A 15,080-nucleotide genomic window follows, 5' to 3' on the forward strand; every position below is an offset into this window, starting at 1 on the left:
TCAGGCTCCCATCTCTTGACGCTGACGCACCAGGTGTGCCGGCATGTGTTCGTACACGTCCTCGAACATGGTGGCGATGCTCTGGCCGTGGGCGTCCGCCAGCGTGCCGAATTTTTCAGCTTCTTTTTGCGCCGCGGCAACCTCCGCTTCAAGCGCTTTTTTGGTGGCGTCGTGTTCAGCCTCCGACCAGGCACCGAGGCCGATCAAATGCTTTTTCAGGCGCTCGATCGGGTCACCCAGCGGAAAGCGTGCAGGGTCATTGGCGGGGCGGTATTTGCTGGGATCATCCGAGGTGGAATGGGGCCCGGCACGGTAGGTCACCCACTCGATCAGGGTCGGGCCAAAGCTGGAACGGGCGCGCTCGAGCGCCCATTTCGAGGCGGCATACACCGCCAGGAAATCGTTGCCATCGACGCGCAATGAGGCAATACCGCAGCCCGCACCACGCGCGGCAAAAGTGGTGCCTTCACCGCCGGCAATGGCCTGGAAGGTGGAAATGGCCCACTGGTTGTTGACCACGTTGATGATGACCGGTGCCCGGTACACATGGGCGAAGGTGAGCGCGGTGTGAAAGTCGGCCTCGGCGGTGGCGCCGTCGCCGATCCAGGCGGAGGCCACCTTGTCGTCGCCCTTGATGGCGCTGGCCATAGCCCAGCCGACACCCTGAATGACTTGCGTAGCGAGGTTGCCCGAGATCGAGAAAAAGCCCTGCTTCTTGCTGGAGTACATCACCGGCAGTTGCCGCCCTTTCATCGGATCGCGCGCATTGCTGTAGAGCTGGCAGATCATGTCCACCATGTTGTTGTCTTCGCGTGCCAGCAGCAGGCCCTGCTGGCGGTAGGTGGGGAAACACATGTCGCCGTCGCCAATGGCCAGTGCGTGGGCGCAGGCAATGGCTTCTTCGCCCAGGCATTGCATGTAGAACGACATCTTTTTTTGCCGCTGGGCAATCAGCATGCGGGCATCGAAGGCGCGCGTCAGCAGCATGGCGCGCATGCCGCGCTGGAGCAGCGCCAGGTCCATCTGCGGTGCCCAGGGGCCGACGGCCTTGCCGTCGTCATCGAGCACGCGAATCAGCGCAAAAGCCAGGTCGTTGGTTTGGGCGGCGGCCACATCGACCGGCGGGCGGCGCTTGGCACCGGCGGCTGATAAGGGGAGGTAAGAAAAGTCGGTGTCGTGGCCGGGACGCCCGGTGGGCTCTGGCACGTGCAGGTGCAGGGGTTTGCGCTGTGGCATGAGAATGATCTCCTGGCGGACTTGTGATCCAGCAAAGAATACGTGGAAAGCGGCCTGTCGTGCATCGGGTAAAGCACCTAGACCACATCTAGCTGCCAAAAGTCACGGGATCACCGTGTGCTTTGGCATTGAGGCAAATCATAGCGCATCGGCACATGGCCATCACCAGACTGATTTGTGAGGATTTGCCTGCCTCGGTCGGCACAGCTGCGGCATTCACAGCTAACCTACACCCTTTTCAAAACACGGAGACTGTCATGCTGACCCAGGATCAAACCCAGGACTTCGACGCCTTGCTGCCCGGCCAATCAACGGTGGACGGTGCCAGCCGCCGTACCGCCCTGAAAGTCGCTTTGGGCGTGGGCTATGCCGCCACAGCCATGCCGATCATGGCGCAAACCGCCATCAAGACCTCAAGCGACGGCCTGACCACGGGCGAGGGGATTTACGATGTCGAGGGTTTCTCGGTGCCGTTTTTCCATGCTGCACCCGAGGGCAAAAAGAACCTGCCGGTGATTCTGGTGATCCAGGAAATTTTTGGCGTCCACGAGTACATTGCCGACACCTGCCGCCGTTTTGCCAGGGCCGGTTATCTGGCGATTGCGCCCGAGCTGTATGCGCGCCAGGGCGACCCCGGCAGCTACGGTGAAATGGCCAAATTGATGGCCGAGGTGGTGTCAAAAGTACCCGATGCGCAGGTGATGAAAGACCTCGACGGCGCTGTGGCGTGGGCCGGTGCCAACAGCGGCAACCTGAATAAAGTGGGCATCACCGGGTTTTGCTGGGGCGGTCGCATTACCTGGCTGTATGCCGAGCAAAGCAAAAATGTGCAGGCGGGCGTGGCCTGGTACGGGCGCCTGGTGGGCACCTCGACGGCACTGACGCCCAAGCACCCGCTCGATCTGGCGGCTGAACTGAAAGCCCCGGTGCTGGGCTTGTACGGTGGCCAGGACGGCGGTATTCCGCTGACCACCATCAACCAGATGAAAGAGGCGCTGGCCGAGGCGGGTGCCAAGGGCAATGCAGCTGCCAAAGCCTCGGAATTTGTGGTTTACAAGGATGCGCCACACGCGTTCCATGCCGATTACCGTCCGAGCTATCGCAAGGAGGCCGCTGAAGATGGCTTTAAACGTGCGCTGGCCTGGTTCAAGGCAAATGGCGTCGCCTGAAACTTGAGCCTTTGCGGGTCAGACCACTCGCGCAGCGACGTGCTCTGACCCCAACGTAGCCGAGACTTTGCGGGTCAGACCACTCGCGTAGCGACGTGCTCTGACCCCAACAGATTAAGATTGCGCGACGGGCCGGCTGCGGTCACTGCACCAGTCGCTCCAGCTTCCCGCATAAAGTGCTGTTCGCCCCAAGCCCGCCACTTCCATGGCGATGATGTTGGGCACGGCGCTGACCCCGCTGCCGCAGTGGTGTACCACCGTGGCGGGGTCGCGGCCCGCCAGCAGGGCGTCAAATTCAGCTTTCAGGAGCTCGGGACTCTTGAAGCAGCCGTTGGCATCCAGGTTGTCGGCGAACGGGCGATTCAGCGCGCCGGGAATGTGGCCGGCCACCGGGTCGAGCGGCTCTACTTCACCCCGAAAGCGTGGCGCACCACGGGCATCCAACAGGGTCTGGTTTGGGCTCGCCAGTTGGCTGAGCACGGTGTCGGCTGCCACCAGTTCGGTCCTTGGCGTGGTCAATGGGTAATGCGAGGCTTGACCTGTGGGGCCGGCGCCCGATTCAACGGCGCCTTCTGCCGCGAGCCAGGCCTGCAGGCCGCCATCCAGCACCGCAGCTGCTTCATGCCCCGCCCATTTCAGCAGCCACCACAGGCGGCCGCAGTAGTTCGCCCCTTGGCGGTCATAGACCACGGCCTGCATGTCGGGGCGCAAGCCGACACTGCCGAGCCAGGCGGCAAAGCTGTCGCGCGAAGGCAGCGGATGGCGGCCACCACTGGCAGCGTCAGGTGCGCCGTGGGCGCTCAGGTGCCGGTCGAGGTCGGCGCGCACTGCGCCGGCAATGTGGCATTCCTGGTATTGCGCATCTCCGGCCGCAGGCTGCATCAGCTCAAAACTGCAGTCGAACACCATCAGCGGCTGTTGGCTCGCCATCAGGGATTGCAGTTGGGCGACAGAAATCAGCGTGGTGTACATGGGGTCCTTTGGGTTTCAGTGTTCTTCAGCGGGGGTGTCGGGCAGGGCACGGGTTCGCAGCACCGTGGCGGCAATGCCGCTGGCCACAATCAGCGCCATGCCGGCCCAGCCAAGCAGCGTAATGGGGTCGTCGAACAACACCAGGCTGTAAAAAGCGGCAAACACAATGCCGGCATATTGCAAATTGGCCACCAGCAGTGTGGCACCGCGGCTGTAGGCGCGCGTCATGCACCATTGGCCCAGGGATGCCAGCACGCCGATGGGAACGAGCCAGACGGCGGCTTGCCAAGACACGCTGTCCCAGGGGGTGAAACCGCTCCACAGCACACCGGCCAGCCCGGCGAATGCCGTGCTGACCGAAAAGTAAAACACGGTTCGGCCTTCGGGCTCGCCCACCTTGCCCAGCGCCGTCACCTGCAAATAGGCCATCGCCGCCCCCATGCCCGAGAGCAGCCCCACCAGGCCGGCAAACAGCTGGTTCTGGTCCAGCGTGGGTCGCAGCATCATCACGACGCCGGCAAAACCCGCCAGCACGGTGGCCATGAGCGGCCCCTGGCGGCTGCTTTGGCCATAGAGCAGCGCGCCGCCCACCACAAAGGCCGCCACCCAGACGCCGCTCATGTAGTTGAGCGTCATGGCGGTGGCCAGTGGCAAATGGGCGATGGCAAAAAACCAGGTGGCCAGTGAAAACACGCCAATCGCCGCGCGCCAGGCGTGCATCATGGGCACCTTGGTGGCCAGCGGTGTGCGCCGTGCGCGCAACACCAGCGCCATGAAGATCACGCTGACCACGCCGCGGTAAAACACCAGCTCGGGCAAGCTGAAACTTGCCGCGGCCACTTTGATGCCGACCGCCATGGTGGCAAAAAAGAAGGAGGCCAAGACCATCCAGAGTGCTTGCATGACTTACAGACCCTGCGGACCCATTTCACGGCGATACCAGGCATGAAAATGCTGCATGCCGTCTTCCATCGGGCTCTGGTAGGGGCCGACCTCGTTGTCGCCACGCGCGAGCAGCGCCTTGCGCCCGGCGTCCATGCGTTCGCCGATCTCGTCGTCTTCCAGGCAGGTTTCCATGTAGGCGGCCTGCTGGGCTTCGACAAACTCACGCTCGAACGCGGCAATTTCCTCGGGGTAGAAAAATTCCACCTGGTTCAGCGTCTTGTTCGGCCCCATCGGGTGCAGCGTCGATACCGTGAGCACATGCGGGTACCACTCGACCATGATGTGCGGGTAATAGGTGAGCCAGATGGCGCCGCGCTCGGGGGCTGCCCCGTTGCGGTAGTTCAGCAGCGCATCGTGCCAGCGCTGGTACACCTTGGAACCCGGCTTGCCAAAGGCCTTGGAGACGCCCACGGTCTGCACTGAAAACTGCTCGCCGAACTGCCAGCGCAGGTCGTCACAGGTGACAAAGTGACCCAGCCCTGGATGGAACGGGCCCACGTGGTAGTCCTCCAGATAGACCTCGATGAAGGTTTTCCAGTTGTAGTTGCACTCGTGCAGCTCGGTTTTGTCGAGCACGTAGCCAGAAAAGTCCAGCGCAGCCTGTTCGCCCATGCCCGCCAGATCAGCCGCCACGTCGCGGCCGTTGTTCTCGAACAGCAGGCCGTTCCACTCGCGCAATGGGTAGTTGTGCAGGTTCAGGCAGGGGTCGCTGGGAAAGTGGGGCGCGCCAATGAGCTTGCCCGCAGGCAGTTGGCCAGCGCTGTCGCCGGCGCTGTAGGTCCAGCGGTGGATCGGGCAGACGATGTTGCCCGCAGAGGTGTTGGGCAAGGTGCCACGGCCCTTGAGCATGATGGCCTGGCGATGGCGGCAGACGTTGGAGATCAGCTCGATGCCGCCGGGCGTGCGCAGCAGCGAGCGACCCTCGCCCTCGTGTGCCAGCGTGGCGTAGTCGCCCACGTTGGGCACACTGGCGGCGTGACCCACATAGCGTGGTCCCCGCTGAAACAGGGTTTGCAGTTCGCGCTGGTAGAGCGCGGGATCGAAATAGCTTGAAACTGGTAGTTGGCCGGTGGCCTGCTGCAGTTGAAGACTTAAATCAGACATGGGTGACCTGACCTAAAGACTCCCCACAGGGAGATGCGCTGGTGGCCGTAGCCGTGCGCGAGACGAAAGAACCCAGCCGGGGCTGGTACAAGAGATGGAATTGTACCTTTGCGGCCCCGCCCGGCATGGGCTTGGCAACAACGCCTAAAATCGTCATTTTGACTCCGGGAGTGTTGCGTTTTATGGTTACTGCCTCCAAACATGGACCCGCTGCGCCGGCGCACTATGAGGCGGCGTTGCAGGAGCTTGAGCAATTGGTGGCCAGGCTGGAATCCGGTGACATGCCCCTGGAGCAACTCCTGACGCAGTACCAGCGTGGTGCGGAATTGCTGAAGTTTTGTCGCGACCGACTGGCTGCCGTTGAAGAGCAAATCAAGGTGCTGGACCAGGGCACGCTCAAGCCATGGACCAGCGACGCAGCATGACCGGCACATTTGACTTGAATGACTGGTGCACGCAGCATCTGCAGCGCGTGGAGCAGGCGCTGGACACATGGGTCAGCGTCGATGCGTCCTCCGATCTGGCGCACGCTGCGCCCGCCGACCTGATGCTGGCCATGCGCTACGCCGTGCTCGATGGCGGCAAGCGCCTGCGCCCGTTGCTGGTGCTGGCGGCATGTGAGGCCGTCTCTGGCGAGGTGGTGGAAGCCGCTTTGCGCGCCGCTTGCGCCGTTGAACTGATCCACGCCTATTCGCTGGTGCACGACGACATGCCGTGCATGGACAACGACGTGTTGCGCCGCGGCAAGCCCACCGTGCACGTGCAGTTTGGCTCGGCCAGTGCCTTGTTGGCGGGTGACGCCTTGCAAGCCCTGGCTTTTGAGCTGCTGACCCCGGATGACGCCGCTGTGCCGGCCAGCCGCCAGGCCCGCTTGTGCCGTTTGCTGGCGCGCGCTGCGGGTTGTGCGGGCATGGCCGGTGGCCAGGCCATTGACCTGGCCAGCGTCGGGCGGCCCCTGACCGAAGACCAGCTGCGCCAAATGCACCAGCTCAAAACAGGCGCCCTGTTGCAGGCCAGCGTGATGATGGGTGCCGCTTGTGGCGACGCCACGGCGCAGGCTGTAAAAGCCTTGCAGGCCTATGGAGCCGCCATTGGTCTGGCATTTCAGGTGGTGGACGACATCCTGGACGTCACCGCCGATTCAGCCACCCTGGGTAAAACGCCAGGCAAGGACCAGGCCCAACACAAGCCCACCTATGTGTCGCTGATGGGGCTGGAGCGCGCCCATGCCTATGCCCAGACCCTGTACCAGCAGGCCTTGGCGGCGCTGGCGTCGAGCGGCTTGGCGGATACCCGTGCGCTGCAAGGGCTGGCAAGCCTGATGGTGCAGCGTTCAAGCTGACGCACTCCCTGTTGTCAAAATCAGAGCCTATGTTGATGAATATCCCTTACCCCTTGCTGCAGACCATCCATGCCCCGGCTGACCTGCGGCATCTGCCGCGCGAGCAACTCGACACCCTGGCCACCGAACTGCGGGCCTTTTTGCTGGAAAGCGTGTCCAAAACCGGCGGCCACCTGAGCTCCAACCTGGGCACGGTTGAACTCACGGTGGCGCTGCACTATGTGTTTAACACACCCTACGACCGGGTGGTATGGGACGTGGGCCATCAGACCTACCCGCACAAAATCCTCACCGGGCGGCGCGAGCGCATGGGAAGCCTGCGCCAGTTGGGCGGTTTGAGCGGTTTTCCGCAGCGCGCCGAGAGCGAATTCGACGCCTTCGGCACAGCCCACTCCAGCACCTCGATCTCGGCCGCCCTGGGCATGGCCATGGCCTCACGGCTCAAGGGCGAAGACCGGCATGCCATCGCCGTGATTGGCGACGGCGCCATGACCGCCGGCATGGCTTTTGAAGCCATGAACAACGCCGGGGTATCGGACTGCAACCTGCTGGTGATCCTGAACGACAACGACATGTCGATCAGCCCGCCGGTGGGCGCGCTCAACCGCTATCTGGCCAAGCTGCTCAGCGGCCAGTTTTATGCCGCTGCCAAAAGCGCCAGCAAAAACGTGCTGCGCGGTGCGCCACCGCTGCTGGAGCTGGCGCGCCGTTTTGAAGAGTCGGCCAAGGGCATGGTCAGCCGGGTCACGCTGTTCGAGAAATTCGGCTTCAACTATGTGGGCCCGATCGACGGCCATGACGTGCAGACGCTGGTGTCAGTGCTGGAAAACATCAAGCACCTTAAGGGCCCGCAGTTTTTGCACGTGGTCACCAAAAAAGGCCAGGGCTACAAGCTGGCCGAGGCCGACCCGGTGGCCTACCACGGCCCGGGCAAGTTCGACCCGGCGGTGGGCCTGCAAAAATCCGCCGCTTGCAAACCCACCTTTACCCAGGTGTTCGGCGACTGGCTGTGCGACATGGCGGCGGCCGACGACCGGCTGGTGGGTATCACGCCGGCCATGCGCGAAGGCTCGGGCATGGTGGCCTTTGAGCAGCGCTTTCCGACGCGCTATTTTGATGTCGGCATTGCCGAGCAGCATGCGGTGACTTTTGCCGCCGGCCTGGCTTGCGAGGGCCTGAAGCCCGTGGTGGCGATTTACTCCACCTTTTTGCAGCGCGCCTACGACCAGTTGATCCACGACGTGGCCATCCAGAACCTGCCGGTGGTGTTTGCGCTCGACCGTGCCGGCCTGGTCGGTGCCGACGGCGCCACCCACGCGGGTGCCTATGACATCCCTTTTCTGCGCTGCATTCCCAATGTCAGTTTGGCCTGTCCGGCCGATGAAAACGAGTGCCGCCAGTTGCTCAGCACCGCTTATGCCCAAAGCACCCCGGTGGCGGTGCGTTACCCGCGTGGCGTGGGTGCTGGCGTGGCGGTGACCTGCACACTCGATGCGCTGCCGTTCGGCAAGGGCGAAATCCGCCGAACTGGCCAGCGCGTGGCCATTCTGGCCTTTGGCACGCTGCTGTACCAGGCACTCGATGCCGCGCAGGGCCTGGACGCCACCGTGGTCAACATGCGCTGGGCCAAGCCGCTCGATGTGGACCTGCTGCTGCAAGTCGCAGCCAGCCACGAGGCTTTGGTCACGCTGGAAGAGGGCGCCATCATGGGCGGCGCCGGCAGCGCCGTGCTCGAAGCCCTGGCCGCAGCTGGTATCACCAAACCGGTGTTGCAACTGGGTTTGCCCGACAAGTTCATCGAGCATGGCGATCCGGCCAAATTGCTGGCCTTGCAGGGGTTGGATGCGTCCGGTATTGAGGCATCTATTCGCACTCGCTTTGCCTTAACGCAAGATATTTGAAAACAACAGCCATTTTTGAGGGTAAACCCGCCCGTTTGCAGGGGGCACATTTCTTAGAATATCAGATGACACTTAACCGTCGTTGCCATGCATTGCTGCATGGCTGGAAATTCAGTTTGCAACTTCAGGAGTAAATCAATGGATCGTCGTTCTCTCATTAAAAATGCAGGTATTGCAGGTGTTTTGGCGGCGGGTGCTGCACCGGCCGTGCATGCCCAGGGCGCCAATGTGCGTTGGCGTCTGGCTTCGAGCTTTCCCAAGTCGTTGGCCACCATTTTTGGCAGCGCCGAGATGTTTGCCAAGACCATCAAGGACCTGTCGGGCGGCAAGTTTGAAGTGTCGGTGCATGCCGCTGGCGAACTGATGCCGGCGTTTGGCGTGGTCGATGGCATTCAGAATGGCACGGTTGAAATGGCGCAGACGGCGTCCTATTATTTCACCGGCAAGGATCCGATTTTTGCCTTTGGCTGTGCCGTGCCTTTCGGCCTGACCGCGCGCCAGATGGATGCCTGGATGGAGCACGGCAATGGCCGCAAGCTGATGGACGAGTTTTATGCCAAGTACAACATCAAGAGCCGCAGCGCGGGCAACACCGGCACGCAGATGGGCGGCTGGTACCGCAAGGAAATCAAGACCGTGAAAGACCTCAAGGGTCTGAAGATGCGCATGGGCGGCGGCCTGTTTGGCGAGGCCATGCAAAAGCTTGGCGTGGTGCCGCAGAACATGCCCGCCGGTGAGGTCTATCAGGCGCTGGAAAAAGGCACGCTGGACGCTACCGAGTTCGTCGGTCCTTACGATGACCAGAAGCTGGGCTTCAACAAGGTGGCCCCCTTTTATTACTACCCAGGCTGGTGGGAAGGCGGCGCTGAGCTGGAATTTTTCATCAACACCAAGGCCTATGCGGCGCTGTCGCCTGAATTCCAGGCGATGGTCGATGTGGCCACTGCCGTGGCGGCGCGTGACATGACGGCCAAGTACGATGCCTATAACCCCATCGCCTTGAAGAGCCTGGTCGCTGACAAGACCCAGCTCAAGCCATTTCCCAAGGAAATCATGGATGCGGGCTTCAAGGCTTCGATGGAAGTGTTTGCCGAGCACGAAGCCAAGTCGCCTGAATTCAAGAAAATCCACCAGGACATGCGTGCCTTCCAGCGCGACCAGTTGCTGTGGCTGCGTTTTTCGGAAATGCGTTTTGACAGCTACATGGCGGGCGTCAAGATTTAAGCACTTCCAGTCGCAAGCTTTCCCTGTCACGCCTCAAACGTAGCTTGTGCAATGTTTGAGGCGTTTGTGTTTCCAGCGGGCTGGATGTGAAATATTTTGAACTCATCTTGAAATTTTGTCTTTCTCTGCGTGATGATTATTCGAGCATGAGTCCACTTGCCGTTTCTAAAATAGAGCGTGATTGTTTTCAGTCATCGTGCTGCCTCCGGGTGGCGTGAATTTTTAATTTAACAACTTCAGGAGTACCGACATGGATCGTCGTTCCCTTATCAAACATGCCGGCATTGCCGGTGTTCTGACCGCTGGCGTAGCGCCTGCTGTCCATGCGCAGGCCGCCATTCGCTGGCGCCTGGCTTCGAGCTTTCCCAAGTCTCTCGACGTCCTGATCGGTGGCACCGAGGCATTTGCCAAGGAAGTCAGCGCCATGTCGGGTGGCAAGTTCACTATTTCAGTGCACACCGCAGGTGAGTTGATGCCTGCGTTCGGTGTGGTCGATGGCGTGCAGAATGGCACGGTTGAATGCGCCCATACCGCACCCTACTATTTCTTTGGCAAGGATGAGGCTTTTGCGCTCGATTGCTCTATTCCGTTCGGCCTGGATTCGCGCCAGTTGACGGCCTGGATGTTTGCCGGCAATGGTCTGAAGTTGATGCGTGAGTTCTACAGCAACTACAACATTGTCAATTTTCCGATGGGCAACTCGGGCGCCCAAATGGGCGGCTGGTACCGCAAGGAAATCAAGTCACTGGCCGACATGAAAGGCATGAAAATGCGCATCGGCGGTTTTGGTGGCCGAATTCTGGAGCGCCTTGGCGGTGTGCCGCAAAACATCCCGGCTGGTGAAATTTACCAGTCGCTGGAAAAAGGCACGGTTGACGCCGCTGAGTGGATCGGACCGCATGACGACCTGAAGCTGGGTCTATACAAAGTGGCGCCGCATTACTACTACCCGGGCTGGTGGGAGGGCAGCACGCAATTTTCCCTGTATGTCAACCAGAAGGCCTATGACGGTTTGTCGGCTGAGAACAAGGCGATCATCCTGGCGGCTTCTTCGCGTGCCCATATGTCGATCCAGGCCGACTACGACTACAAGAACCCGGGTGCCCTGAAGCAGTTGGTGAGCCAGGGTGCCAAGCTGCACCCGTTCTCCAATGACATCATGAAGGCAGCCTTCAAGGCGACCGAGGATGTTTACGCGGAACTGAGTGCCAAAAATCCGAACTGGAAAAAGATTTATGGCGACATGAAACCTTTCCGGGCTGACTCCAACCTGTGGTTCCGTTTCACCGAAGCCAAGTTTGACGGCTTCATGCAGGCACAAAAACTGTAAGTCTTCCGAGGCAAAAAAAAACCGCGCACTGCGCGGTTTTTTTCGCCTGGATAAAGCCACCTGATCTAAGGCCTCAGGGCTTGGCTTTCTTGGCATCCTTGGCAATGGCATCCTGCATGGCTTTCATGGGGTCCACTTCCTCCTCTGATGCGGGTGGTGCCTCCAGGGTGGGCGCCGCGCCGTCAGCCGGTTGAGTGTCATCGGCGGGTGGCTTGTCGGCACCATCCATGGGCTCAGCATCGAGCATTTGCAACTGCTCCATCACGGCGGCGTCGCTCAAGCCCTTGTCTTTGGACATGTTGCCGACCACCAGTGACGGGAAAACCATGATGGCGGCCACCATGATGAGCTGCAACACAATGAAGGCGATGGAGCCCTTGTAGATTTCGTTGGTGGTCACCGCCTTGATGGTTTGCCCGGTCACGCGGTCCTTGTAGTCGAACTTGGCGGCCACGCTACGCAGGTAAAACAGGGCAAAACCAAAGGGTGGTGTCAGGAACGAGGTTTGCAGGTTCATGGCGATGATCACGCCAAACCAGATCATGGCCATGTCCGGTGTCATGCCCGGTATCAGTCCAGGCAGGATTTTCTCTGCCACCGGGGCCAGCAAGGGCAGCACGATGAAGGCAATCTCGAAGAAGTCGATGAACATGCCCAGCACGAATACCAGGATGTTGACCACAATCAAAAAGCCCCAGCCGCCACCCGGCATGTCGGTGAACAGATGCTCCACCCAGATGTGGCCATCGGCGGCGTTGAAGGTGAAGCTGAACACCGTGGAGCCGATCAGGATGAACAGCACGAACGAGGCCAGCTTGGCCGTGTTTTCCAGGGCCTGATTGAGCAGCGGCAGGGTCAGGCGTTTTTTGCCGACGGCCAGGATCAAGGCCCCGAGCGCGCCCATGGCACCGCCTTCGGTGGGTGTCGCGACGCCGAGAAAAATCGTGCCCAGCACCAGGAAGATCAGGATCAGCGGCGGCATCAGCACAAACGTGACCTGCTCGGCCAGGCGTGACAGCAGGCCGAGTCTGCTGATGCGGTTGAAAAGCGCCAGGACCAGGCCCGTGATGGAGGCCAGCGTCAGGGTCATGATCACGATTTCGTCACCTGCAGAGGGGATGCTGCGCTCCAGCCAGCGCGTCATCAGGCTGTCGTGGACCTGGGCCCAACTCCAGCCAACCGCTGCACAAATGAGCACCAGCACCAGCAGCGACCTGTGGCCCGAGCTGCCATTGGGCTCGCGGTAGATACGGGCTTCCTGGGGCAGCGCAGGCACCCAGGCTGGTTTGACCAGCGCCACAATGACCACGAACACGATGTACAGCGCCACCAGCAACAGGCCGGGTAGCAGGGCACCGGCATACATGTCGCCCACAGAGCGGCCCAATTGGTCGGCCAGCACGATCAGCACCAGCGACGGCGGGATGGCTTGCGCCAGGGTGCCAGAGGCGGTGATGGTGCCGGTGGCGATGGTTCGGTTGTAGCCGTAGCGCAGCATGATGGGCAGCGAGATCAGGCCCATGGAAATCACCGCAGCCGCTACCACACCGGTGGTCGCTGCCAGCAGTGCACCCACCAGGATCACGGCAATGGCGAGGCCGCCGCGCAACGGGCCAAAGACCTGACCCACGGTTTCAAGCAAATCCTCGGCCATGCCCGAGCGCTCCAGAATGATCCCCATGAAGGTGAAAAACGGAATCGCCAGCAGCGTGTCGTTTTGCATGATGCCGAAGATGCGCAGCGGCAGGGCCTGAAACAGTGATGGCGGGAAGATACCTGCCTCCATGCCGATAAAGCCAAAGCCAAGGCCGGTCGCGGCCAGGGCGAAGGCAACCGGAAAACCGGTCAGCAAGAAGGCGAACAGGCCGCAGAACATCAGGGGCACAAACTGCTGTGCCAGAAAGGTGGTTTGCATTCAGTGTTCTCCGGCCAGTTTGCGCGCTGCGAGCGCTTCAAGTTCTTTCAGGTGTTTGGCTTCATCCGATTCGGATTCTTCATGGGACAAGACATCCACCCCGCCGCCAAACAAAAAAGCCAGGCGTTTGATAAGTTCAGATACACCTTGCATCGCCAGTAACGAAAAACCGAGCGGAATCAGACTGTAAGCCGGCCAACGGATCAGGCCGCCGGCGTTTTGCGACATCTCACCGGTGGCCAGGGCGTTGGTAAACAGCGGCCAACTCAGCACGATGGACAAAATGCAAAAGGGAAACAACACGCCCACGATGCCGATGACATCGATCCAGTTGCGTGTGCGCGCACTGAGGCGAGACGAAATAAAGTCAATGCGCACGTGGGAGTTTTTCAAAAAACCATAACCGGCACCCATCAGGAAAACTGCGGCAAACAGGTACCACTGAATTTCCAGCAAGCCGTTGGAGCTGACGTTGAAAATTTTGCGCACGATGGCGTTGCCGGCACTGATGAGGGTGGTGGCCAAAATCAGCCACATGGTGAGTTTGCCGATGCCGGTGGTGATCTTGTCGATCAGCCGGGACAGCGAGAGCAAAGGGGTCATGGTGTCTCCATTGTTAGGAATTCGCGCAATTTGGCCACGGTAATGGTTGAATGCAATTTTTGAGCCGTCGCAGTTTAGCTGCTCTCACGGGTAAGTTAGCGTGAATAATTTTAGGGCAAGCCTGAAATGTTTCGCAGAGGGTCAACCCGGGGCTGACCCGAGCACGGGGATTCTCCTGGCCTCATGTTTTTTGCCGCCGGTAATCCCACCAGGGTAAAACTTTGCGCATCGACAGCACCTGGCCGCTGTCCTGCGCCGTGTAGCCCGCGATAGCGGCAATTTTGTCTTGCCAGGCCTGGGTTTGCAGCAGTTGCAGCAAGGCCGCGATGCCGGGTTGTGCCAGCGCTGATTTGAGGCATACCAGGTGGTAGCGCTCCAGCGCCAGCGGTACAAAATCCAGCCCCGCCTGCTGCGCCGCGGCAGCGATGCCCAGGCCGGCATCGCATTGACACGCCGCCACCGCCTGGGCCACGGCGGCATGCGACGGTTCGGTGTGCGCGTAACCATTCACCTCGCTGGGCAGCAGATTCGCTCGCGCCAGCAACTCATCCAGCACCACGCGCGTGCCACTGCCCAGCGTGCGGTTGGCAAAGCGGGCACGATGCTGCACCATGTCCTGCAAGCTGTGCAAGCCCAGCGGGTTGCCCCGGGCCACCATCAAGCCCTGGGTGCGTTGGGCAAAGCCGATGATCTTGTGCTGGCCCGGTTGCAGCAGCGGCTTGTAGGTCCGCTCGGTCAGCGTTTTTTTGCCGGTGCCCAGCAGGGTGTGAAAACCGGCCATCACACAACGGCCTTCGTTCAGGGCGCGGATGGCATCGACACTGCCGGTGAAGCGGATGTCAAGGTGCAGCCGGACGGGCTCATGCTCAAGCGCCAGTGCAATGCCTTGCAGAGCATGCTCGCGCAGGGCGGACAGGGCATCGTCATGGCTGGCATAGAGCGTGACCACATGCACGCTGTCGTCAAACGCCAGCGCGTAGCTGCGCTCCAGCTCGGCGCGCAAGGCCTCGATTTGCGGCGCCAGCCGGGCCTGTGCCTGGCGCTCGGCCCACATCAGCTTGTTGCCGAATTCGGTCAGCAGCGCAGACTGGCCTTTTTCCCAGATCACCAGCTCGTTGCCGAGCTCGTTTTCCCAGCGCTTGAGCTCGCCCCAGACGTGGCGGTAGCTCAGGCCCAGCGCGCGCGCGCCGCCAGAAATCGAGCCCTGGCTGCTGACCGCTTGCAGCAAGTCGATCAAAGGGTTGCGCACCAGCGCCGGGCTGCTGTCTTTGGACAGGGTGTAGTTGAGTTGAAGCCTATGCACGGTGGTTCATATCGCCAGTAATTGGATCAATGGCTA

The 15,080-nt window shown here is 61.0% G+C and carries 13 protein-coding genes; 6 read left to right on the plus strand and 7 right to left on the minus strand.

The annotated features are described in order from the left end of the window. Window positions 1-1,236 (minus strand): 3-methyl-2-oxobutanoate dehydrogenase (2-methylpropanoyl-transferring) subunit alpha, encoded by a 1,236-nt coding sequence (locus PHF15_RS05185; RefSeq protein ID WP_300119504.1) that lies wholly within the window; start codon window positions 1,234-1,236, stop codon window positions 1-3. A gap of 257 nt (window positions 1,237-1,493) precedes the next feature. Between PHF15_RS05185 and PHF15_RS05190 the strand changes: the two genes are divergently transcribed. Beyond that, a complete protein-coding gene (locus PHF15_RS05190) occupies window positions 1,494-2,405 on the plus strand; it encodes a dienelactone hydrolase family protein (RefSeq protein ID WP_300119505.1) in 912 nt (303 codons plus the stop codon). 114 nt (window positions 2,406-2,519) lie between these two features. Here the strand turns inward: PHF15_RS05190 and PHF15_RS05195 are convergent, their stop codons facing one another. The 3 genes from PHF15_RS05195 to PHF15_RS05205 are packed head-to-tail and all read right to left on the minus strand — an operon-like array spanning window position 2,520 to window position 5,426. Further along, entirely contained in the window at window positions 2,520-3,377 is an 858-nt protein-coding gene (locus PHF15_RS05195; protein ID WP_300119506.1) for a sulfurtransferase, read from the minus strand. A 15-nt stretch (window positions 3,378-3,392) separates the two neighbouring features. Beyond that, window positions 3,393-4,280, minus strand: coding sequence for a DMT family transporter (locus tag PHF15_RS05200; RefSeq protein WP_300119507.1), 888 nt, complete (start codon window positions 4,278-4,280; stop codon window positions 3,393-3,395). Window positions 4,281-4,283: 3 nt separating this feature from the next. After that, window positions 4,284-5,426 carry an aromatic ring-hydroxylating dioxygenase subunit alpha gene (locus PHF15_RS05205; RefSeq protein WP_300119509.1) on the minus strand — a complete coding sequence of 381 codons (1,143 nt, stop codon included), beginning with the start codon at window positions 5,424-5,426 and terminating at the stop codon, window positions 4,284-4,286. 182 nt (window positions 5,427-5,608) lie between these two features. Between PHF15_RS05205 and PHF15_RS05210 the strand changes: the two genes are divergently transcribed. From PHF15_RS05210 to dctP, 5 genes are all read left to right on the plus strand, one after another. After that, window positions 5,609-5,851 (plus strand): exodeoxyribonuclease VII small subunit, encoded by a 243-nt coding sequence (locus tag PHF15_RS05210; RefSeq protein ID WP_300119510.1) that lies wholly within the window; start codon window positions 5,609-5,611, stop codon window positions 5,849-5,851. Next, on the plus strand, window positions 5,848-6,768 hold the full coding sequence (locus PHF15_RS05215) for a polyprenyl synthetase family protein (protein WP_300119512.1): 921 nt from the start codon (window positions 5,848-5,850) through the stop codon (window positions 6,766-6,768). Before PHF15_RS05210 ends, PHF15_RS05215 begins: the two co-directional genes overlap by 4 nt. 35 nt (window positions 6,769-6,803) lie before the next feature. Continuing rightward, the gene (dxs, locus tag PHF15_RS05220) at window positions 6,804-8,669 is read left to right on the plus strand and encodes a 1-deoxy-D-xylulose-5-phosphate synthase (RefSeq protein ID WP_300119514.1); all 1,866 of its coding nucleotides are present in this window, start codon (window positions 6,804-6,806) and stop codon (window positions 8,667-8,669) included. A gap of 138 nt (window positions 8,670-8,807) precedes the next feature. Next, window positions 8,808-9,893: a TRAP transporter substrate-binding protein gene (locus tag PHF15_RS05225; protein WP_300119516.1), complete on the plus strand. Its 1,086-nt coding sequence runs from the start codon at window positions 8,808-8,810 to the stop codon at window positions 9,891-9,893. 250 nt (window positions 9,894-10,143) lie between these two features. Further along, window positions 10,144-11,223: a TRAP transporter substrate-binding protein DctP gene (dctP, locus tag PHF15_RS05230; RefSeq protein WP_300119517.1), complete on the plus strand. Its 1,080-nt coding sequence runs from the start codon at window positions 10,144-10,146 to the stop codon at window positions 11,221-11,223. A gap of 73 nt (window positions 11,224-11,296) precedes the next feature. On the opposite strand, the gene PHF15_RS05235 is transcribed toward dctP, so the two are convergent. The 3 genes from PHF15_RS05235 to PHF15_RS05245 form a co-directional block, all read right to left on the minus strand. Next, window positions 11,297-13,138: a TRAP transporter large permease subunit gene (locus PHF15_RS05235; protein WP_300119518.1), complete on the minus strand. Its 1,842-nt coding sequence runs from the start codon at window positions 13,136-13,138 to the stop codon at window positions 11,297-11,299. Beyond that, the gene (locus PHF15_RS05240; RefSeq protein WP_300119520.1) at window positions 13,139-13,741 is read right to left on the minus strand and encodes a TRAP transporter small permease subunit; all 603 of its coding nucleotides are present in this window, start codon (window positions 13,739-13,741) and stop codon (window positions 13,139-13,141) included. Between the two features lie 181 nt (window positions 13,742-13,922). Further along, window positions 13,923-15,044, minus strand: coding sequence for a substrate-binding domain-containing protein (locus PHF15_RS05245; RefSeq protein WP_300119522.1), 1,122 nt, complete (start codon window positions 15,042-15,044; stop codon window positions 13,923-13,925). Window positions 15,045-15,080: the final 36 nt, after the last annotated feature.

It is taken from the genome of Rhodoferax sp. (assembly GCF_028689295.1).
Classification (GTDB): Bacteria; Pseudomonadota; Gammaproteobacteria; order Burkholderiales; family Burkholderiaceae_C; genus Rhodoferax.

Excerpts from the sequence above, each read along its gene's own strand:
- PHF15_RS05185 (WP_300119504.1), bottom strand. The coding sequence starts at position 1,236 with ATGCCACAGCGCAAACCCCTGCACCTGCACGTGCCAGAGCCCACCGGG.
- PHF15_RS05190 (WP_300119505.1), top strand. The coding sequence starts at position 1,494 with ATGCTGACCCAGGATCAAACCCAGGACTTCGACGCCTTGCTGCCCGGC.
- PHF15_RS05195 (WP_300119506.1), bottom strand. The coding sequence starts at position 3,377 with ATGTACACCACGCTGATTTCTGTCGCCCAACTGCAATCCCTGATGGCG.
- PHF15_RS05200 (WP_300119507.1), bottom strand. The coding sequence starts at position 4,280 with ATGCAAGCACTCTGGATGGTCTTGGCCTCCTTCTTTTTTGCCACCATG.
- PHF15_RS05205 (WP_300119509.1), bottom strand. The coding sequence starts at position 5,426 with ATGTCTGATTTAAGTCTTCAACTGCAGCAGGCCACCGGCCAACTACCA.
- PHF15_RS05210 (WP_300119510.1), top strand. The coding sequence starts at position 5,609 with ATGGTTACTGCCTCCAAACATGGACCCGCTGCGCCGGCGCACTATGAG.
- PHF15_RS05215 (WP_300119512.1), top strand. The coding sequence starts at position 5,848 with ATGACCGGCACATTTGACTTGAATGACTGGTGCACGCAGCATCTGCAG.
- dxs (WP_300119514.1), top strand. The coding sequence starts at position 6,804 with ATGAATATCCCTTACCCCTTGCTGCAGACCATCCATGCCCCGGCTGAC.
- PHF15_RS05225 (WP_300119516.1), top strand. The coding sequence starts at position 8,808 with ATGGATCGTCGTTCTCTCATTAAAAATGCAGGTATTGCAGGTGTTTTG.
- dctP (WP_300119517.1), top strand. The coding sequence starts at position 10,144 with ATGGATCGTCGTTCCCTTATCAAACATGCCGGCATTGCCGGTGTTCTG.
- PHF15_RS05235 (WP_300119518.1), bottom strand. The coding sequence starts at position 13,138 with ATGCAAACCACCTTTCTGGCACAGCAGTTTGTGCCCCTGATGTTCTGC.
- PHF15_RS05240 (WP_300119520.1), bottom strand. The coding sequence starts at position 13,741 with ATGACCCCTTTGCTCTCGCTGTCCCGGCTGATCGACAAGATCACCACC.